Consider the following 20,330-nt stretch of genomic DNA (forward strand, 5'->3'; position numbering starts at 1 on the left):
GTTCGGGGGGCTGGCGGGGCACGGCGTCGGCGTCATCCGTGCCGGGCCACGCGCTCGGGCCGCGCGCCGAGGCCGACACGAGGCTCGCCGTACGTCGCGTGGCCGGGGTCCGGGAGCCGCTCCGAGCGCCTGCCGGGCTGTGCCCGGCGTCCTCGGTCTCACCGACCGGGGCCTGCGGGGGCTGTTCGGCGGGGTACGGCGTCGGCGTCGTCTGGGCCGGGGAGGCCACCGGGGCGCTCACGGTCCGCGCTGTGGCCGGCGGTGACGGCACCGTCGAGCTGCGCCGGCGAGCCGCTCACCGATGAGGAGCCGGCGGGGCCGCCGTGCGCCTGAGGGCCCGCTGGATTCTGGCCGGCGCCCAGATCGCCCGTAGGGCCCGCGAGACCGAACTGCCGCCGCTCCTCACCGCGATCGAGGTGCTCGCCGTCACCCTGACCGGCCGAACCCCCTCATAGGGGAGTCCCCGGGCTTCAGCCCGAGTGAGGAAGCCGAGTACTCCTCCAGCATCACCGCTGCCCGCCAGAAGGCCACCCGGTTGCGCCGGTCGTGGCAGCTTCGCTCGACGTTCCAGGAACCACTGGTGGTCGGCGTGGAGCTCAGGCACGGATCCGGCCGCCCGCGGGCGCACCGTACTCGGCGTCGAAGGCCGTGGCGATCGCCGTCTTGCCGGCTCGCCGGTCAACTGACGGAAGATCCCGGTGCACTTGGCCGGCGCGCTCTCGCGCCTCTCCGCCTCGCCACCGCCACGTCGGAACCGCCCACTGCGCATGCGGCCCGTGGCCCGCGGATCTCCTGCCCGGTCGGCGAACCGGACCCGGAGCGGTACGGCGTCGCGGCCGCGTCGCGGCCGGGCCCGGATCGAGCCGGCGTCGAGCACGGGTGCCCGGCCCCGGGCCCGCCGCGCCGTGCTGCGGACTCGAGCGGCGGTCCAGGAGCGGACGAGCCGTTCTCCACCGGATCAGGACAGTGTCCATAACGAGCCTGTACGGGCCGGCTGGTTGCGGCGTCCCGTGGCCGTCCGCCCGGCCTTCCACGTCCGAGACGAGAGGGGTGTGTGGATGTACCTCGCGCCTGTGCACCGTATGGCCCAGCACGCGGTGGTGGACGCCCCGGCCGGTGTGCTCTACGGCCTGATCGCCGACGCGTTGCGCTGGCCCGTCTTCCTGCCGCCCACCGTCCACGTCGAACAGCTGGAGTTCGACGGCGAGTCGGAACGGCTGCGGATGTGGGTCACCGCCAACGGCGAGATCAGGTCCTGGACCACGCGGCGCGTGCTGGATCCTGTCGCGCACCGCGTCGACTTCCGCCAGGAGGTGCTGCCCCGGCCGGTGACCTCCATGGGCGGCAGCTGGACCGTCGAGCCACGCGGCCCCGAGCGGTCGCTGGTCACCCTGTGCAACGACTTCGCCGTCGCCGACAACGCGCGCGCCGACGTCGACTGGGTCAAGCGGGCCACCACCGCCAACAGCGGCGCCGCGCTCGCCAACCTCAGGCAGCTCGCCGAGCGCTGGCGCCGCCTGGACGATCTCGTCCTGTCCTTCGAGGACTTCGTCCACGTCGACGCGCCCGTCGAGCCGGTCTACGACTTCCTGCACCGGTTCGGCGACCGGGCCGACGCGGTGCCCGGCGCCACCGGCATCGACATCACCGAGCATGTGCCCGGAGTGCAGCTGATGACCGTGGAGCTGGCCGGCGCCGACGGGACGGCGCGGACGACCGAGTCGGTACGGATCGGCTTCCCGCATGCCGGACGCATCGTCTACAAGGACGTCCGGGACACCGAACAGCCCGCGTTGCTCGCCGCACACACGGGGGAGTGGTCGGTCGAGCCCGACCCGTGGGGCGCGGGCGTCACCGTCGTCGCGCGGCACCACGCGGTGCTCGACGAGGACGGCGTTCGGCAGCGGTACGGCGACGGCGCGGACGCGGTGCGCATCGCGCGGGAGGCGCTGCGCTCACGGCTCGCCGGGGAGAGTGCCCGTGCGCTGCGGCTGGTCAGGGAGCACGCCGAGGGCGCCGTGGCCCGCAGAGCCTGACACCACGTCGTCGGCCGGGTGGCCGGTTCACCCGTGCACATCGCGCTGAACGACCCCGTCGGCCCTCGCCGGACGGGCTGAAGCTGGAGGTCCTCGTGAACAACAGCCTGACCGCGGGCGCCGACAGGTCCGCGGCCGCGGGACGGCCCCCCGCCCCCCGCACCTGCCCGGTGCCCGGCGACGGGTCCCGACGGGCCCAGTACGTCGAGGACCTGCTCGGCGATCCCTTCGCCGCCGACAACCCGCACGGCCAGCAGGCGCTGCTCGCCGCCGACGAGCGGCGCGAGGTTCCCGCCGCCACCGAGGAACTGTTCGACCGCTTCGGCCTCGCCGCCGAGTTCGTGCCCAGAGCCCTGGGCGGCCGCCTCACCGGTGTCGAAGGGCTCGCCCAGGTGCTGCGGCCCGTGTTCCGGCGGGACGTGGCGCTCGGCTTCGGCGCCGGGATGACCGCCCTGTTCGCCGCGTCCGTGGTGTGGACCGCAGGCGACGAGCGGCAGCGCCGGGACACGGCGCGGCGGCTGCTCGACGGCGGCCGGATCACCATCCTGCACCGCGAGTTCGCGCACGCCAACGCGATCCTGCGCGGCGAGTACACCGCGCGCCCCGCACCCGGCGGCTTCGCGGTGGACGGCCGCAAGGAGGTCGTCATCAACGCCGACCGCGCCGACGCCTTCGTCGCCTACGTCCGCACCGCGCCCGGCGACGGCCCGGACAGCCACTCCGTGTTCCTGCTCGAGACCGACCGGCTCCCCGCGCACGCCGTGCACCGGCTGCCGCGCGCCCGCACCCACGGCATGCGCGGCGCCCACTACGCCGGACTGGAACTCGACCGCTGCCCCGTGCCCGCCGACGCTCTCGTCGGGAGGCTCGGCGAGGGGGTGTCCCTGTCCCTGCGCACCTTCCAGGTCAGCCGGGCGCTGGTGTCCGGCGGCGCCCTGGTCGGCGGCATGGACAGCGCGCTGCGGTACGCCGTGCGGGCCGTCAGCGAGTCCCGCCGAGGCCTGGTGCTGCGCGGCCGCCGCGGCCGGGTGCTCGCCGGGGTCTTCGCCGACCTGCTCGCCTGCGACAGTCTCGCGGTCGCCGGGCTGCGGCTGCTCGACCTGGCGCCCGAGCACGCCCTCATCCCGTCCGCCGCCGTCAAGTACGCCGTGTCCGCCCTGCTCCACGAGGACCTCGACGAGCTCGCCGCGGTGCTCGGTGCCCGCGGCTACGACCGCGGCCCCACGTACGGCGGCTTCCAAAAGCTCGTGCGCGACCTGCCGGTGGCCGGGCTCGGGCACGCCGGCACCGCCGACACCCAGGCCGTGCTCGTCCCCCACCTGCGCACCCTCGCCCACGCCAGCTGGCGCGGCGAGGCCGGACACGAAGCCCCGGCCGCGCTGTTCACCCCCCGCGGGGCGAGCACCGCCCTCGACTTCCGGCGGCTGGACGCCGAGCCCCGCGACCCGCACAGCGGCTGCGACGGGCTGCTCGCCGTGCTGCTCGGCGCCGCCGCCCGGCTCGACGGCAAGCGCGCTCGCGGCCCCAGATGGGCGGCGCTCGCCGATCTCGCCCGCGCCTTCGCCGACGAGGTGCACAGCCTCGCCGAGCGGTGCGCCACGCTCTCCGGGCGCCCGGACGCCGGGGCCCTCGCCCCGGCCGCGTACGCCCTCGTGGACCGCTACTGCCTGCTGCTCGCCGCCGCGTCCTGCCTCGCCGTCTGCGAGAACGCCGACCCCGACGCCGTGGACGGGGGCCTGCTCGCCGAACCCGACTGGGCGCTGCTCGCCCTGACCCGGTTCGGCCGCCGCCTCGGCCTGGAGGTGCCCGACCTGCCGGACGGGGCCACGCAGGACCTCGCGGCCGCGCTGGTCGACCGCTACCGGCGCGGGCGGAGCTTCGACCTGTACGGGATGCGGCTCGCGTGAACCCCGGCCCCGGCAAAAACGGTTCTGCGCCGCGGAGGACGGCCGGACGACGACACAAGGAGGCGAACGCCGTGCACCACAGTGAGCCCACGGCCGTGCCGAAGGGCGGCGGCCGCGCCACGGACGACATCCGCGCCCGCGACGTGGCCGGTGTCCTCGACACCCTGCACCGCCTGAGCGCCCTCGGCGTCATCGCCACCGCGCACGGCTCCGCCGTCGCACCGCCCGTGCACATCCCGCGCCCGGACAGCTCCTGGCTGCGGATCCGGGAGAACCTCCTGGACCGCGGGGCCACGGTGGCGTACGCGACCTGGACCGAGTGGCTCCCCGCGGTGCTCACCACACCGCGTCTCAAACCCCTGCTCGGCCGCGACTGGAACCGCTACGCCGGCACCCAGGACCCCGCGGTGCGCTGCCGGTTCGCCGCGTCCCGGCTGCTCATCAAGTACACGGCGGCCGCCGCGCTCGGCATCGGACCGCAGGACATCGACATCGCCTACCGGCTCGGCGGCCGTCCCTACCTGCGCGGCCTCGACCAGGTCGAGGTGGGCCTGACGCACACCGGGGAGCTGATGGCCGTCGGGATCAGCCGGATGGGCCGGATCGGCCTGGACGCCGAGCGCGCGGACCGGCGTTTCGACCTCGGCCTGATGCGCAGACAGATGTGCACGCCGGCCGAGGCCGCGGAGCTGGAAGCGCTGTCGGAGCAGCAGCAGGCGGCATGCGTGCTGCGGCTGTGGACGCTGAAGGAGGCGTACACCAAGGCGCTCGGTCAGGGCATGCGGCTCGCCTTCACCGAGTTCGGGTTCGACCTCGCCCTCGGCGGGCTGCGCACCCCCGACGGTGCCGCGGCCCTCGGCGACGAGTGGGCGTTCGCCAGCCATCCGGTGCTCGGCCGCTACCTGATCAGCGCGGCCTGCCACGACGCCGGGCTCGACCCGGCCGGGGACACCTCGGTCGGCACCATGCTGGACCGGCGGCTGCTCACGGCGATGACGGCGCCCGGGGACCAGGGCCCGGCCGTGGACATCTGAGCGCCGCGCGCCTCAGCCCCGCTTCGGGGGCTCGCCCTCGGTGAACAGCACCCGGAACGACAGCTCGCCCAGCCGCCACCCGGCCGCGGTCCTGCGGGCCGCGCCGGAGGCGAGCGTGCCCGCACGGAAGAGCGGCGGCCGGTCGCCGCCGGGGTGGTGGACGTGCGTGGTCAGCACATTGGCGCGGAACACGGCCCGATCGCCCTCGACGGTCACCACCGCCGGGGAGCCCAGATGCTGGGTGGCCGCGAACGCCGCGAGCGAGGCGCGGTGCCACTCGGCGAGGCCGGCGCGCCCCTTGTGGCGGCTCATCGGGAAGGTGACGACCGCGTCCTCGGTGAACAGGCTCCGGGCCCACGCCTCGTCGGGCTCCTCGTCGTCGAGCGTGACCAGATAGCGGCCCAGGAGTTCCGCGACCTGGGCGGCGTCGGCGGAATCGGCGGTCGCGGCCGAAGCGGCGGGCAAAAGGCTGGAAGTCACCGCCCGAGCATGGCGCCGGGCGCGGCTGCCGGACCAGATCCCTGCCAGAGATCTGACATTCCCGGCAGAGTTCTGTAGCGGCTTGTAAAAAGCCTGTACCGCATTCGCTTTACCGTTCCTCCATGGCCCGGCAATACTCGTCAAACATCAGTCGGGAGAGGGCGGATGAACAGCATTGACGCGGACGTGATCATAGTAGGAGCAGGTCCCACCGGACTTATGCTCGCGGGCGAGTTGAGCCTCAACGGAGTCTCCGCCCTGGTCGTCGACCGGCTTGCCCAGCCCATCAAGGAATCGCGTGCCCTCGGCTTTTCCGCGCGCACGATCGAGGAATTCGCGCAGCGTGGACTCATTTCCCGGCTCGGCGATGTCGATGTCATTCCGTTCGGTCATTTCGGTGGTGTGCCGCTCGACTACCGCGTCCTTCCGGGCGGTTCGTACGGCGCCCGCGGCATCCCCCAGTCCCGGACCGAGGCCATGCTGGCCGGCTGGATCGCCGAGCGCGGCGTCGAGGTGCGCCGCGGGGTCGAGGTCACCGGCGTCGAGCAGGACGACGACGGGGTCGGCGTCCACATCGCCACCGGCGAGGGCACCGGCACGCTCCGCGCCCGCTACGTCGTCGGCTGCGACGGCGCCCGCAGCGTGGTCCGCACCAGCGCCGGGATCGACTTCCCCGGCACCGCGCCCACCGTCGAGCTGCGCTTCGCCGACATCGCCGGCGTACGGCTGCGCCCGCGCTTCAGCGGCGAGCCGGTGCCCGGCGGCATGGTCATGGTGCTGCCGCTGGGCCCGGACCGCAGCCGCGTCATCTACTACGACCGGGCCGAACCGCTGCGCACCGGCCAGGACCCGATCACCTTCGAGGAGGTCGCCGAGGCGTTCGGGCGCCTGTCCGGCGAGGACATCGGCGGCGCCACCCCGCTGTGGGTCTCCTCCACCACCGACGTCAGCCGCCAGGCCGCCGAGTACCGCAAGGGCCGCATCCTCGTCGCCGGCGACGCCGCCCACATCCACCTGCCGATCGGCGCCCAGGGCATGAGCGCCGGCATCCAGGACGCCGTCAACCTCGGCTGGAAACTCGCCCTCGACATCAAGGGCCGGGCACCGAAGGGACTGCTCGACACCTACCACGCCGAGCGCCACCCGGTCGGCGCCCGTATCCTCGCCAACACCCTCGCCCAGCGCACCCTCTACCTCGGAGGGGACGAGGCCGGCCCGCTGCGCCAGGTGTTCGGCGAGCTGGTGCGCCACGAGGACGTGCAGCGCCACCTGGTCGGCATGGTCACCGGGCTCGACATCCGCCACGACGTCGGTTGCGACCGGCACCCGCTGCTCGGCCGCCGCCTGCCGGACAAGCAGATCACCCGCGACGGAGTGAAGCAGAGCGTCTACACCCTCCTGGAGTCCGGGCGCGGCGTGCTGCTCGACCTGGCCGGCGGCGCCCAGCTGCGCACCGCGGCCCGGGGGTGGTCCGACCGGGTCGACACCGTCACCGTGCAGGGCCCCGAGGGCGACTGCGGCCTCGACGCCATCCTCGTGCGCCCCGACGGCTACGTCGCCTGGGTCGGCGGCTGCGGCGACGGACCCGCCGCCGGTGCCACCGGCATGCCGCTCACCGACGCACTCGCCCGCTGGTTCGGCCCCGCCGACTGACCACAGCCCGCCCTTTCGGACCGTACGCACATCCCTCGAGGAAGCGAAGGAACCATGCCGATCATCTCCACCCAGGACAACTACCTGACCGTCCTCAACCTGTTCACCACCGACACCCCCGAGCACCAGGACCAGCTGCTCACCGAGATGCACAAGATCGTCGACGCGGCGGCCTACGAGGGATGGATCTCCTCCACCGTGCACGCCGGGCAGGGCAGCCCCGGCACCGCCAACCTGATCCAGTGGCGCAGCGGCGAGGACCTGGAGAAGCGGTACGCCGGTGAGGAGTTCAAGCACCGCACGCTGCCCGTCTTCCGTGAGATCACCACGGCCATCCGGCTGCTGCAGAACGAGATCGTCTTCACCCAGGCCCACCCCCGCCTCGGCGGTCGCGTCGAGGTCTCGCCGGACCGTGACGACTACACCGCCATCGAGGTGTACCGGGTCGGCGAGGCCGACCAGGCCGAGCTGATCAAGCTCCTGGGCGAGGGCCAGGACTGGCTGGTCAACGTCCCCGGCTACCGCTCGCACAGCGTCTTCAAGGGCCTGCGCGCCATGTTCGTCGAGGGCGCCTTCGCCGTCGTCTACGCGCAGTGGGACAGCAAGGAGAGCTACGAGGCCTTCCGCGACCTGCCGCACGAGCGCAAGCCCCGGCCCCGCCGCACCAACGACGAGCGCATCGCCGAACTGACCCTCGAGCGGGACGCGAACACCTACCGCGTGGTGCACACGCGCGCCGCGGGCCAGTAGCCCCGCGCCCAGCGCCGGGCGGGCGCCGAGCGGCCCGTTCGGCGTCCGGCATCCGGGCCGACGGTGCGGATGCGCCCCGAGCAGACACCGGATTTTGCCAAGGAGCGAAAACCTATGCACAGCACGCTGATCGTGGCCCGCATGGCGCCCGGTTCGAACGCGGACGTCGCCAGGCTGTTCGCCGAGTTCGACACGACGGACATGCCGCACCGGATGGGCACCCGGCGGCGCCAGCTGTTCGCCTTCAACGGCCTGTACTTCCACCTGCAGGACTTCGACGAGGACAACGGCGGCGAGCTGATCCAGGGCGCCAAGGACGACCCGCGCTTCGTGAGGATCAGCGACGACCTCAAACCCTTCATCGCACCGTACGACCCGGCGACCTGGCGTTCCCCGGCCGACGCCATGGCGCAGCGCTTCTACCGGTGGGAGGCGACCGGCTGAGCGGGCCACCGTCCCGCCGGCACGAGGGGCGCCCGCGCCCGCGACCACGAGAACCGATCAGCTGGGGCCCGACCGCCCCGAGACCGAAGGAAGTACCCATGCCCAGCATCCAGTTCACCCTCGACGACCTCAGGCGGATCCTCCTCGAGGCCGCGGGCGCCGACGAGAACGTCGACCTCGCCGGCGACATCCTGGACACCACGTTCGAGGTGCTCGGCTACGAGTCCATCGCCCTGCTGGAGACCGGCGGCCGCATCGAGCGCGAGTACGGCATCGTCCTGGACGACGACGACCTCAGCGACGACATCACCCCGCGCGACCTGATCGACGCCGTCAACGCCCAGCTGTCCCTGTCCGACGCCCGGGCCGCCTGAGAGGAGCACCCCATGTCCGACACCACGCGCAGGGTCGCCCTCGTCACCGGCGCGACCAGCGGGATCGGCCTGGAGGTCGCCCGCCTGCTCGCGCTCCAGGGCCACCAGGTCTTCATCGGCGCGCGCAACGCCGACAACGTCGACGCCACCGCCAAGGCGCTGCGCGAGGAGGGCCTGGACGTCGACGGCCGGCAGCTCGACGTCCGCGACGCCGCGTCCGTGAAGGAGTTCGTGCGCAGCGCCGTCGCCGTCTTCGGCACCGTCGACGTGCTCGTCAACAACGCCGGCCGCTCCGGCGGCGGCCCCACCGCGGACATCACCGACGAGCTGTGGGACGACGTCATCGACACCAACCTCAACAGCGTCTTCCGGATGACCCGCGAGGTCCTCACCACCGGCGGCATGCGCGCCAAGGACCGCGGCCGGATCATCAACATCGCCTCGACCGCGGGCAAGCAGGGCGTCGTCCTCGGCGCCCCCTACTCGGCCTCCAAGCACGGCGTCGTCGGCTTCACCAAGGCACTCGGCAACGAGCTGGCCCCGACCGGCATCACCGTCAACGCCGTCTGCCCGGGCTACGTCGAGACACCGATGGCCCAGCGGGTGCGGCAGGGCTACGCCGCGGCGTACGACACGAGCGAGGACGAGATCCTCAAGAAGTTCCAGGCCAAGATCCCCCTCGGCCGTTACTCCACGCCCCAGGAGGTCGCGGGCCTGGTCGGCTACCTCGCGTCCGACACCGCCGCGTCCATCACCTCCCAGGCCCTCAACGTCTGCGGCGGCCTCGGCAACTTCTAGTCCGGCACTTCTGGTCCGCCCCGTCCCGCGGAGCCGCTCCGCGCAGTCCGCGCAGTCAGCCAGTACCCCCGAGGAGAAGAAGTCGTCATGACGACTCGTGAGGTCGAGCACGAGACCACCATCAGCGCACCGGCCACCGCCGTCTACCGCCTCCTCGCCGAGGTGACCAACTGGCCGCGGATCTTCCCGCCCACCATCTACGTCGACCGGGAGGAGACAGGCGGCAACGAGGAACGCATCCGCATCTGGGCCACCGCCAACGGCGAGCCCAAGACGTGGACCTCGCGCCGCACCCTCGACCCCGAGGCCCTGCGCATCACCTTCCGGCAGGAGGTGCCGGCGCCGCCGGTCGCCGCCATGGGCGGGACCTGGATCGTCGAACCCCTCGACGAGGGCACCTCGCGCGTCCGGCTCCTGCACGACTACCGGGCCGTCGACGACGACCCGCACGACCTGCTGTGGATCGAGCGGGCCGTGGACCGCAACAGCACCTGCGAACTCGCCGCCCTCAAGGAGAACGTGGAGCGCGCCCACGCCGCGGAGACGCAGGAGCTGACCTTCTCCTTCACCGACACCGTACGGATCGAGGGCTCGGCCAAGGACGCCTTCGACTTCGTCAACGAGGCCGGGCTCTGGCCCGAGCGGCTGCCGCACGTGGCCCGCGTCCGCTTCACCGAGGACACCCCCGGCCTGCAGGAACTGGAGATGGACACCCGCGCCAAGGACGGCTCCACGCACACCACCAAGTCCTACCGGGTTGCCATCGGCCACCACCGCATCGCCTACAAGCAGGTCACGCTGCCGGCGCTGATGACCCTGCACACCGGCGTGTGGACCTTCGAGGAGACCGACGACGCAGGGGCGACGGCCAGCTCCCAGCACACCGTCACCCTCAACACCGACAACATCGCCAGGATCCTCGGCCCCGAGGCCACCGTCGCCGACGCCCGCGCCTACGTGCACGGCGCGCTCAGCACCAACAGCCTCGCCACCCTCGGCCACGCCAAGGACCACGCGGAGCGGAACCGCTGACATGGCCGGCGCCCCGCACACGGACGGCCGGACGCCGCAGACCGGGCCCGCCGAAACGATCGACACCCAGGTGATCGTCGTCGGCGCGGGCCCGGTCGGCCTGCTCCTCGCCGGGGAACTGGCCCTGCGCGGCATCCAGGTGACCCTCGTCGAGCGGCGCCACGGCCCGACCACCGAGTCCCGTGCCTCGACCCTGCACGCCCGCACCATGGAACTGCTGGACAGCCGCGGCCTGCTCGCGGACCTGGGCAGCCCGCCGTGCGAGCCGCGCGGCCACTTCGGCGGCATCCCCCTCGACCTGACGCTGCCCGCTGCCCACCCCGGGCAGTGGAAGGTCCCGCAGACCAGGACCGAGTCCGTCCTGGAGGAGTGGGCGCTCGGCCTCGGCGCAGACCTTCGATGCGGCCACACCCTGCACGCGGTGGACGACCGCGGCGCACACGTCGAGGCCGCCGCCACCAGCCGCCACGGCGACCGCATCACGCTGCGCGCCGCCTACCTCGTCGCCTGCGACGGCCAGGACTCCACCGTGCGCCGCCTGACCGGCGCCCACTTCCCCGGCACCCCGGCCGCCCGCGAACTGCTGCGCGCCGACGTCGACGGCATCGACATCCCGAACCGGCGCTTCGAACGGCTCCCGGGCGGACTCGCCGTCGCCGCGCGCAACCCGGCGGGCGTCACCCGCGTCATGGTGCACGAGTTCGGCGCCCAGGTCCGCCAGCGCGCAGGCAACCCGCACTTCGACGAGATCACCGCCGCATGGAAGCGCGTCACCGGCGAGGACATCACCGGCGGCACCCCGCTGTGGGTCAACCACTTCGACGACGACAACCGGCTCCTGACCCACTACCGGCACGGCCGCGTCCTGTTCGCCGGAGACGCCGCCCACCGCCAGATGCCCATCGGCGGCCAGGCCCTCAACCTCGGCCTCCAGGACGCCTACAACCTCGGCTGGAAGCTCGCCGCCGCCGTCGACGGCACCGCACCCGCCGGGCTCCTCGACAGCTACGACAGCGAACGCCGCGCCGTCGGCGCCGCCGTCCTGGGCAACATCCGCGCCCAGGCCCTGCTGCTCCTGGGCGGCCCGGAGATCGAAGGGCTGCGCACGGTGCTCGCCGAACTCATCGCGTACGACGACGTGCGCACCCGCCTCGCCGGAATGATCAGCGGACTCGACATCCGGTACGACGTCGGCGGCCCCGAGCACCCGCTGCGCGGCGCCCGCCTGCCGCACCTGAGGCTCCGCGTCGGGGAGACCGTCTGCGGCACGGCCGACCTGCTGCGCTCCGGGCGTGGGCTGCTCCTGGGACTGGGCGCTGTGCCGCCGCCCGTCGACGCCGGCCTGGCCGACCGCATCGACTCGGTCACCGCCCACGCGGCCCCCGGCTCGCCGCTCGCGGGCACACCCGCCGTCCTGGTCCGGCCCGACGGCCACGTCGTCTGGGCGGGCACAGGGGACGGCGACGGTCTCGCCCAGGCGGTCGGACGGTGGTTCGGTTCCCCCTGAGATCCCGCTCACGGCCCGCGCACCGGCGGGTCCCGCCGCCTTGGCCACCCCCCCGCCCGCACCGAGCACGGACCACAGATGACTGAGAGGGACACGACCATGCAGGACACCAGGATGGACGCCGACGTCATCGTCGTGGGCGCAGGCCCGACCGGACTGATGCTCGCGGGCGAACTCCGCCTCGGCGGGGCCGAAGTGATCGTGCTCGACAAGCTGGCCGAACCCACCGGCCAGTCCCGCGGCCTCGGCTTCACCGCCCGCGCCATGGAGGTCTTCGACCAGCGCGGGCTGCTGCCCCGCTTCGGGCAGGGCGAGAGCCTCGAGGTCAGCCCCGTCGGTCACTTCGGCGGCGTCCAGTTCGACTTCACCGCCCTTCAGGGCGCCCACTTCGGCGCCCGCGGCATCCCGCAGAGCCAGACCGAGGCGGTCCTCGCCGGGTGGGCCACCGACCGCGGCGCCGACATCCGCCGCGGCCACGAGGTCCTGGACCTCCACGACGGCTTCCTGGACGGCGACCACGTCGAGGTCACCGCCCAGACCCCGGACGGCGTGCGGCGGCTGCGCGCCCGCTACCTGGTCGGCTGCGACGGCGGCAAGAGCACGGTGCGCAAGCTCGCCGGCATCGGCTTCCCCGGCACCGAGGCGACCCGCGCCATGTTCCTCGCCGACGTCACCGGCCTCGACCTCAAGCCCCGCTACCTCGGCGAGGCCCTCCCCAACGGCATGGTGATGGCCGCCCCGCTGAAGGAGGGCGTGCACCGCATCATCGTCTGCCCGCACGGCGCCGCCGCCCGCAGCGCCGACGACACCGTCACCTTCGAGGAGGTCGCCAAGGCCTGGGAGCACATCACCGGCGAGGACATCAGCGGCGGCGGCGCCGAGTGGGTCAGCTTCTTCAGCGACGCCACCCGCCAGGCCGCCGAGTACAAGCGCGGCCGTGTGCTGCTCGCCGGGGACGCCGCCCACATCCACCTGCCCGCCGGCGGCCAGGGCCTGAGCACCGGCGTGCAGGACGCCGCCAACCTCGGCTGGAAGCTCGCCGCCGTCGTCACCGGCCGCGCCGGCGAGGACCTCCTGGACACCTACCACGCCGAGCGCCACCCGGTGGGCCGCCGCCTGCTGATGAACACCCGCGCCCAGGGCATGGTCTTCCTCGGCGGCGACCAGGCCGAGCCGCTGCGCCGGATCATCACCGAACTCACCGGCTACGACATCGTCCGCCGCCACCTCGCGGGCATCGTCTCCCACCTCGACATCCGCTACGAGGTCACCGACGACGCCGGCGAGGCCGCCCACCCGCTGCTCGGGCGCCGCCTCGGCAAGCTCCCGCTGACCGGACCCGACGGCGAGACCGACACGTTCCGGCTGCTGCACGCCGGGCGCGGCGTCCTGCTCGACCTCGCCGGCGACGCCCGCGTGCGCGAGGCCGCCGCCGGCTGGAGGGGCAGCGTCGACGTGGTGACGGCCACCGCCTCCGCGGCCGACCGCGGCGCCGTGTTCGCGGGCGCCGAGGCGGTACTGGTCCGCCCCGACGGCCACGTCGTGTGGACCGGCACCGGCGGCGTCGACGGCCTCGGCACCGCCCTCGCCTGCTGGTTCGGCGCACCGGCCGAGGGCTGACCCGCCCGAACCGGGGGACGTAGAGACGAAGGGCGCCGCCCGGACCACCGGGCGGCGCCCCTTCTCACCGCACCGGCCCCTACCCGACACTCGCCTCCACGACCGAGATCGCCCCCGCCGTCTGCACCACCCGCTCCAGCCGGAAGCCCGCCTGGGCCAGCAGCTTCGAGTACTGGGCGGCGGTGCGCTCCTTGCCGCCCACGAGCAGCATCAGCCACAGGTCGACCAGCTTCGAGGCGTGCGCGGCGTTCGGCTTCTTCGGCACGACCATCTCCATCAGCAGCAGCCGCCCACCGGGCCGCATCGCGGCCCGCACGTTGCGCAGGATCTCCAGGGCTTGCTCCTCGGGCCAGTCGTGCACGATGTGCTTGAGGACGTACGCGTCCCCGCCCTCGGGCACCGGCCCGAACAGCTCGGCGGCCACCACCTCGCACCGTTCGGCGACCTGCTGCTCGGCCAGGTACTGCGCCGCGCCGTTGACGCCCACCCGCGGGTCGGCGAGGATCCCCCGCACCCCCGGCGACTTCTTCAGGATGCCGGCGAGCAACTCGCCGCGGCCCGCGCAGAAGTCCACGACCGTGCCGAACCGCGAGAAGTCGTACGCGGCCAGGATCGGCTCGGTCTCGGTGGCGGACATGGCGCCCATGCCCTTCATGAACACCTCGCCGTACTCCGGCTTGGCCTCCAGGAACTCGAAGGCCGTCATGCCGCGCAGCTTGGGCAGGCTCGGCTCGCCGGAGCGCACCGCGTCGACGAAGTGCGACCAGTCCTCCCAGTGGACCGGGTGGCCCATGAGCACCGCGATACCGCGCATCGACATCGGTGCGTCCTCCAGCAACGCGGCCCCCATCGGGGACAGTGCGAAGGCTTTGTCCTTCCGCTCGGCGAAGACGCCGTTGGAGGCGAGCAGCCGCATCAGCCGTTGCAGCGTCTCCGGGTGGGCGCCGACACGCTCGGCGAGACGGTCGGCGGACAGCGGACCGTCCCGCAGCGCCTCGGCGACACGCAGCTCCGCGGCGGCGTAGAGGGCCTGGCTGAGCATGGCGCCCTGGACCATTTCGAGCAGCGAGAACGGTGCAGGGGCCAGCTTCCGTGCCAGCCTCTGCAGACCGGTACGCACGCCTTCGACGGCCCGGACAACGCGGGCGGGCGGCAGCGGCATGGATTCCTCCGTGGTGGGCGGCGGGCGGCCGAAACGGTCGGCCCGCGGGCGGGCAGGTCGGCGCGTCCCCGGCCGTGGACCGCCGGGAACGCCCCGCACACCCACGGTCCGGTGCCACGGACGGGCCGCGCTCGCAACCGGCTCGAGCGGGCACGGCGGGACTCCAGTTGGTCCCCACCCGCGCTCCGGGGGCAGTCGAGAGGGCCCGGTGACGATCGGGACCGTCCGTCTTGGCCGTGGCCGAGAAGAGTCCCGGAGGGGGCCGATCCCGTGAAGAAGCTTGCCTCGTCTGCCGCGCTGTCGGAGCGCGCCGATCGCATCGCCCGACGCTCCCGCGCCGGCAACTGGAAGAAGCCCCCGCGCCGAATCGAGCCGTCCGAGTGCATCACCTGCGACAGCTGTCTGCGCGGCTGCCCCGCGGAGTTCGGTGCCGTCTTCGACCGGGGCCTGGACGTGGTGATCGTCCCCGAGCTCTGCTCGGGCTGCCCCGCCTGCGTGCTCGAGTGCCCGGTCGACTGCATCTACGTGGACGAGGACTGGACCCCGACCGACGACGCGATGTGGAACCACATCGAGCTCACCGCCGAGAGTGCCGCATGAAGGACCCCGCAGGGCGCCCCGAGTCCCGTCGCGCCGCCAACGCGAGGAAGCGGATCAGCCGCCGTCCCAGCCGGCTCGGCCTCCCCGCCGGCAGCACGGCCAAACCGGACCGCGTCCGCGAAGTCGACGCCGGCTTCCCCGGGCTGCTCAAGCGCGTCTGGCGGCGCGCGGCCGAGGCCGAGGACCTGCGAGCGAGTCTGGACGTCCTGCTCACTCTCGACGGACACGTCCCCGGCGACATCCAGCTGCGCGCCCTGAACACCGCGGAACAGGCCGCCCTCACCGCACTGTGCGGCCTGAGCTGGCGCGAGGCGGGCAACACCAGCGGCGCCGCCGCGGCGCCGCTGCGGACGGCAGCGACCGCGGAGCCGGCCCCCGACACCTGCGAAACCCCCGCCTTCCTCGGCGAGATCGGCCTGGCCACCAGCGGCCGCATCGCCCTGCGCACCCCCGGCGCCCGCCCCCTCGACCCCCGCGACCTGGTCGGCGGTGTGCGCCGCGTGCCGTGGAGCCGCGCCGCCCTCGCCGCCTACCAAGACGAACTCGATCGCGCCCGGGAACGCGCCGCCGCCCGTGCCGCCGACTGCCGCGCCTGGCTCGCCGAACAGGGCGCCGAGGGCCGCGACGCCCTGCTCGCCCAGGCCAGGGAGGCGGCCCTGCGCACCGCCCCGTTCGTCCTCCACCAGGAGGACACCCAGTACACGAACTTCCGGGGCCGCAACACACTGACCGGCAAGACCCTCTGGCCCGGCCACCCCGACTGCGCCCTCAGCGCGCTGCGGGGCCTGCCGCTCAAGCTGTGGTCCGACCAGGACACCCAGCTGCTCGTCTGCCTCACGCTGCTCATCCGCTCGGCCGGTTTCGGCCGGGTCGAGGAGGCCAACGGCACCCAGCTGACCGTCGACCACGTCGCCCACACGCTGGAGCGGGTCCGCCGCGTCTACAACGCCGTACCCGGCGTCGAACCGGTGCCCGCCGCCGCCTCGCACCGGGTGGCCGACCTCGACCGGCTCGCCGTCGCACTGCGCGAGCGCCGCCGGTCGGTGGGCCGGCACGCCCAGCTGTACCGGGAGATCCACGGTGCGCTGATGCACAAGGTGGAGCGTGTGGCCGCCGCGCCCGGCGCCGCCGCCCGCGCCCGCCAGGACGCCGTCACCGAGCGTCTGCGCGCCGGGCTGCCGCTGGCCGGCGACACGCTCGCCGAGCTGGGCCGGAACCTGGCCGCCGCGCCCGGCTGGCTCGCCGAACCGCACGGCGCCTTCGGCACCGGCCTGGAGTCGCTGGTGTACCAGACCGTGGCCGCGGCCGCCGACGCCTTCGACGCCGACTTCGCGATGAGCCGCGGCATGCGGTCGCTGCCCGACCTGGTACGGGCGCTGCGCGGGGAGAGCTGGACGGAGATCTGCGACTGGGACATCACCCGCTTCTTCTGCTGCGTGGTGCCACGGCCCGAGGCCGCCGTCCACTTCGGCGGCTCCCAGGCCGCGCTCGCCGACGCGGCCTGGGCGATGTCCTCGCGCATGCAGTACAACTCCTGGCACTTCGTCGCCGGCAACCTGCCGCGCGTGCCCGAGGTGGTGGCCCGTGACCACTTCGTGCCGCCCGTCATCCCGGACCTCGCGTTCTTCTCGGACCAGCACCACCACGGGCACGTCCACAACAACGTGCGGTTCTCCGTCCGCTCCCCGCAGGCCGTCGAGGTCGACGGGCGCCGGTTCGACGGCTTCATGGACCTCAGGCTGCTGCGCTGCGCCGGTGACCCGTTCGACGAGCAGGACCTGCTCGCCGCGCACCAGGTGTCGGCGTTCATCGCCCGCGCCGCCTCGCTCGCCGCCCAACTGGTCGCCGCCGGGGCCCAACTGGAGGTCACCGCGTTCGACTCCGGCTGGCACTGGAGGGCCGTCACGGGCCGAGGACCCGCGGCCTCGGGCTCCCCGGCCGGCCAGGCCCGCGAAGCGTCCTGAAAGGAGAGGCGATGACCGCCCGCGGCATCAGCCACACCAGGGAACTCCTGCGGCGGGGCGAGCTGTCCGCCGTCGAGCACACGAGGGCCGTCCTGACCGCCGTCCGCGAGCGGGACACCCTCGACGCGTACGTCGCCGTCGCGGGCGAGGAGGCGCTTGCCGCGGCGGAGCGCGCCGACGCGCGGATCCGCGAACTGGGCGCCGACGCCTGGCGGACCATGCCGCTGCTCGGCGTCACCGTCTCCGTGAAGGACCTGCTGCAGACCCGCTGCCTGCCCACCGCCCGTGGCTCGCTGCTGCCCAACGACCGGCCCCGCGAGGACGCCCCCGCCGTGGCCCGGCTGCGCGCCGCCGGAGCGGTCGTCGTCGGCAAGACCGCCACCTCCGAATACGGCTGGAGCGCCTCGACGGTCAGCCGCGTCGCCCCGCCCACCCGCAACCCCTACGACCCGCGCCTGACCGCGGGCGGCTCCAGCGGCGGCGCCGCCGCCGCGGTGGCCACGGGCCTGTGCGACGGCGCCCTGGGCACCGACGGCTCCGGATCGATCCGCATCCCGGCGGCGTTCTGCGGCGTCGTCGGCTACAAGCCGTCCCTGGGCCGCATCCCGTACGTCCCCAACAGCGCCGACCGGCTCGCCCACCAGGGCCCCCTCGCCCGCACCGTCGCCGACGCCGCGCTGCTCGGGCAGGTCATGGCGGGCCCGCACCCGGGCGACCCCGACTCCGGCCTCGGCTCCCTCGACGCGCCCCGCGCCGACGGCGTGCTCAGGATCGGCTGGATCGAGTACGACGGCACCGCCGAGGAGGTCCGCAGGGTCACCGAGCAGGCCCGCCTGGCCCTGCTGGGCCAGGGCCACCTGGTCGAGGACGTCGAGGTGCGCTGCACCCACCTGTACCCCGCGCTCGTCGACATCCTCGCCGCCTCCGAGGCGGCCGGGGCCCGTCCCGAGGACGACGAGTGGGCCGATTCCGGCCGCCTGGAGGTGATCCGGCACGGACGCACCCTCAGCGGCGCCGACGTGATCCGTGCCGAGGAGGTCCGCCAGGGCCTGCGCACCACCCTGCGCACCGTCATGGACCACTACGACGTCCTCGCCATGGCCACCGTGCCCGTCGAACCGTTCGTCGCCGACGCCATCGGGCCGTCCTGGGCGGCCGACCCCCGGGACCTGCGGTGGCTGGCCTGGGCGCCCGCCTCGTACCCCTTCAACATGACCGGCCAGCCGGCCCTGTCACTGCCCGCCGGACTCACCCGCTCCGGACTGCCGGTCGGCCTGCAGCTGGTCGGGCCCGTCGGCGCGGACGACCTGGTCGTCTCGCTCGCCGGGCGCCTGGAGTCGGACCTCGGCACACCGGTGCATCCGCCCACCGCGCGGGCCCTGGAGCCCGCAGCCGCCCGGTAACTCACGCCCGTGAAAGGACGTTCCCATGTACGCCAGGTCATGGTCCTCGCCCGCCGCGGAGGGCAGCGTCGGGCGCCCCTCGTTCGTGGCCGATCACGGGCTGTGGGACGACGCCCGCATCGCCGCCGCCCAGCGGATCGAGGCGAGCCTCGCCGACCTCGACTTCGTCCGCCTCGTCTTCGGCGACCCGCACGGACTGGCCCGCTCCAAGACCCTCACCGCCGAGGCGTTTTGCACCGTGCTGCGCAACGGCATGAACTTCAGCCCCGGGCCGTTCGTCTTCGACACCGGGCACGCCGTCGCCGTCGACTTCCTCGGCGACCACGGCATCGGCGTCGACGAGATCGCCGGCGCCGGGAACTTCATCCTCGTCCCCGACCCGCTCACCTTCCAGCGGCTGCCCGGCGGCGACGCCCGCACCGCCTGGGTGATCGGCGACGAGTACCTGCGCGACGGCAGCCCGCACCCGCTGTCCTCGCGGGCCGTGCTGCGCCGCGTCGCCGACCGGTACACCGAGCAGGGCCTCGCCCCCGTCCTCGGTCTGGAGGTCGAGTGGTACCTCACCCGGCGGCTCGACGACGCGCCCGGCAACACCGGCAACGGCTTCGGCCTGCAGGGCCGGGCGCCGCGCGTGGCCGCCCTGAACGCCGGCTACCAGTTCAACCTCGACGCCCACTACGACACCGTCGCCCCCCTGACCGACCCTCTCGCCCTGCACCTGCTCGCCCTCGGCCTGCCGCTGCGGTCGATGGAGCACGAGTCCGGGCCCGGGCAGGTCGAGACGACGTTCAGCCCGATGTCCGCGCTGGACACCGCCGACGCGATGCTGCTCTTCCGCACGGTCACCAAGAGCTGGTGCGCCCGCCGCGGCCACCACGCCTCCTTCATGTCGCAGCCGCTCATCGATGCCGCCGACCCCAGCGGCTGGCACCTCAACCAGTCGGTCACCGACCTCACCTCCGGCGGCAACCTGTTCGGCACCGAGGGCCCCTCCGGCGGCCTGTCCCCGCAGGGCAAGGCATACGCCGAGGGACTGCTGTCCTGGGCACGCGAGCTGTTCCTGCTCTCGGTGCCCACCGTCAACGGCTACCGGCGGCTCGCCGCCCAGCACACCCTCGCGCCCACCCGGCTCGGCTGGAGCCAGGAGGACCGCAGCGCGATGCTCCGCGTCGTCGGCCACGGCGCAGGAGCGCACATCGAGAACCGGATCGGCGAGCCGTGCGCCAACCCCTACCTGAGCATCGCCGCGCAGCTGTTCGCGGGACTGCAGGGGATGACCGGCCAGCCCGCCCCCGCGGACCCCGGCGACGCCGCGGGAGCCGACGGCGCCGCTCTGGTGCCGCAACAGCTGCGCGAGGCCCTCGACGCCTTCCGCGCCGGCCGCGCCGCCCGGCTGCTCGGCGAGCCGCTCGCCGCCTGCCTCGTCAAGCTCAAGGAGAGCGAACTGCGCCGCTACGAGGACTGGTGCGGCCAGGCCGCGCCCGCCCCCGGGCAGGTCACCGACTGGGAGCAACGTGAGTACTTCGGCGCCTACTGACACCCGTCGAGCCCTTGTCTGCTGCCGGT

The 20,330-nt window shown here is 73.9% G+C and carries 19 protein-coding genes; 17 read left to right on the forward strand and 2 right to left on the reverse strand.

Translation table 11 applies throughout. The features are described from left to right. From BZY54_RS52105 to BZY54_RS05080, 5 genes are all read left to right on the forward strand, one after another. The coding region (locus tag BZY54_RS52105; RefSeq protein WP_208640557.1) for a hypothetical protein at nucleotides 1–305 on the forward strand (305 nt) is incomplete at its 5' end. A gap of 18 nt (nucleotides 306–323) precedes the next feature. Continuing rightward, nucleotides 324–455, forward strand: coding sequence for a hypothetical protein (locus tag BZY54_RS54665; protein ID WP_279634650.1), 132 nt, complete (start codon nucleotides 324–326; stop codon nucleotides 453–455). 603 nt (nucleotides 456–1,058) lie between these two features. Continuing rightward, nucleotides 1,059–2,036 carry an aromatase/cyclase gene (locus BZY54_RS05070; protein WP_086723343.1) on the forward strand — a complete coding sequence of 326 codons (978 nt, stop codon included), beginning with the start codon at nucleotides 1,059–1,061 and terminating at the stop codon, nucleotides 2,034–2,036. Nucleotides 2,037–2,131: 95 nt separating this feature from the next. Continuing rightward, the gene (locus tag BZY54_RS05075; protein WP_086723324.1) at nucleotides 2,132–3,943 is read left to right on the forward strand and encodes an acyl-CoA dehydrogenase family protein; all 1,812 of its coding nucleotides are present in this window, start codon (nucleotides 2,132–2,134) and stop codon (nucleotides 3,941–3,943) included. 71 nt (nucleotides 3,944–4,014) lie between these two features. After that, entirely contained in the window at nucleotides 4,015–4,977 is a 963-nt protein-coding gene (locus tag BZY54_RS05080; protein WP_244216971.1) for a 4'-phosphopantetheinyl transferase family protein, read from the forward strand. 12 nt (nucleotides 4,978–4,989) lie between these two features. Here the strand turns inward: BZY54_RS05080 and BZY54_RS05085 are convergent, their stop codons facing one another. Next, nucleotides 4,990–5,457, reverse strand: a complete 468-nt coding sequence (locus tag BZY54_RS05085) for a nuclear transport factor 2 family protein (RefSeq protein WP_086723325.1) — start codon at nucleotides 5,455–5,457, stop codon at nucleotides 4,990–4,992. A 165-nt stretch (nucleotides 5,458–5,622) separates the two neighbouring features. Here BZY54_RS05085 and BZY54_RS05090 point away from each other — a divergent pair, with 165 nt between their 5' ends. From BZY54_RS05090 to BZY54_RS05125, 8 genes are all read left to right on the forward strand, one after another. Continuing rightward, nucleotides 5,623–7,110, forward strand: coding sequence for an FAD-dependent monooxygenase (locus BZY54_RS05090; protein ID WP_086723326.1), 1,488 nt, complete (start codon nucleotides 5,623–5,625; stop codon nucleotides 7,108–7,110). 54 nt (nucleotides 7,111–7,164) lie between these two features. Continuing rightward, nucleotides 7,165–7,860 (forward strand): antibiotic biosynthesis monooxygenase family protein, encoded by a 696-nt coding sequence (locus BZY54_RS05095; RefSeq protein WP_086723327.1) that lies wholly within the window; start codon nucleotides 7,165–7,167, stop codon nucleotides 7,858–7,860. A 114-nt stretch (nucleotides 7,861–7,974) separates the two neighbouring features. Continuing rightward, nucleotides 7,975–8,304: a TcmI family type II polyketide cyclase gene (locus BZY54_RS05100; RefSeq protein WP_086723328.1), complete on the forward strand. Its 330-nt coding sequence runs from the start codon at nucleotides 7,975–7,977 to the stop codon at nucleotides 8,302–8,304. A 98-nt stretch (nucleotides 8,305–8,402) separates the two neighbouring features. Then, nucleotides 8,403–8,678, forward strand: coding sequence for a phosphopantetheine-binding protein (locus BZY54_RS05105; protein ID WP_086723329.1), 276 nt, complete (start codon nucleotides 8,403–8,405; stop codon nucleotides 8,676–8,678). Between the two features lie 12 nt (nucleotides 8,679–8,690). Then, nucleotides 8,691–9,476 carry a 3-oxoacyl-ACP reductase FabG gene (gene fabG / locus BZY54_RS05110; RefSeq protein WP_086723330.1) on the forward strand — a complete coding sequence of 262 codons (786 nt, stop codon included), beginning with the start codon at nucleotides 8,691–8,693 and terminating at the stop codon, nucleotides 9,474–9,476. Nucleotides 9,477–9,563: 87 nt separating this feature from the next. After that, a complete protein-coding gene (locus BZY54_RS05115) occupies nucleotides 9,564–10,508 on the forward strand; it encodes an aromatase/cyclase (protein WP_086723331.1) in 945 nt (314 codons plus the stop codon). Nucleotide 10,509: 1 nt separating this feature from the next. Then, nucleotides 10,510–12,015, forward strand: coding sequence for an FAD-dependent oxidoreductase (locus BZY54_RS05120; RefSeq protein ID WP_086723332.1), 1,506 nt, complete (start codon nucleotides 10,510–10,512; stop codon nucleotides 12,013–12,015). A 114-nt stretch (nucleotides 12,016–12,129) separates the two neighbouring features. Next, a complete protein-coding gene (locus BZY54_RS05125; protein ID WP_086723345.1) occupies nucleotides 12,130–13,635 on the forward strand; it encodes an FAD-dependent monooxygenase in 1,506 nt (501 codons plus the stop codon). A gap of 79 nt (nucleotides 13,636–13,714) precedes the next feature. On the opposite strand, the gene BZY54_RS05130 is transcribed toward BZY54_RS05125, so the two are convergent. Continuing rightward, nucleotides 13,715–14,797 carry a methyltransferase gene (locus BZY54_RS05130; RefSeq protein WP_086723333.1) on the reverse strand — a complete coding sequence of 361 codons (1,083 nt, stop codon included), beginning with the start codon at nucleotides 14,795–14,797 and terminating at the stop codon, nucleotides 13,715–13,717. A 270-nt stretch (nucleotides 14,798–15,067) separates the two neighbouring features. Here BZY54_RS05130 and BZY54_RS05135 point away from each other — a divergent pair, with 270 nt between their 5' ends. The 4 genes from BZY54_RS05135 to BZY54_RS05150 are packed head-to-tail and all read left to right on the forward strand — an operon-like array spanning nucleotide 15,068 to nucleotide 20,301. Next, the gene (locus BZY54_RS05135; protein WP_086723334.1) at nucleotides 15,068–15,397 is read left to right on the forward strand and encodes a 4Fe-4S dicluster domain-containing protein; all 330 of its coding nucleotides are present in this window, start codon (nucleotides 15,068–15,070) and stop codon (nucleotides 15,395–15,397) included. After that, complete coding sequence (locus tag BZY54_RS05140; protein ID WP_086723335.1) at nucleotides 15,394–17,361, forward strand: hypothetical protein; 1,968 nt, start codon at nucleotides 15,394–15,396, stop codon at nucleotides 17,359–17,361. Before BZY54_RS05135 ends, BZY54_RS05140 begins: the two co-directional genes overlap by 4 nt. Before the next feature lie 11 nt (nucleotides 17,362–17,372). Further along, entirely contained in the window at nucleotides 17,373–18,764 is a 1,392-nt protein-coding gene (locus tag BZY54_RS05145; RefSeq protein ID WP_086723336.1) for an amidase, read from the forward strand. A 25-nt stretch (nucleotides 18,765–18,789) separates the two neighbouring features. Next, a complete protein-coding gene (locus BZY54_RS05150) occupies nucleotides 18,790–20,301 on the forward strand; it encodes a type I glutamate--ammonia ligase (protein ID WP_086723337.1) in 1,512 nt (503 codons plus the stop codon). Nucleotides 20,302–20,330: the final 29 nt, after the last annotated feature.

The sequence above is a fragment of the Streptomyces carpinensis genome (genome assembly GCF_002154505.1).
Lineage (GTDB): Bacteria > Actinomycetota > Actinomycetes > Streptomycetales > Streptomycetaceae > Streptomyces > Streptomyces carpinensis.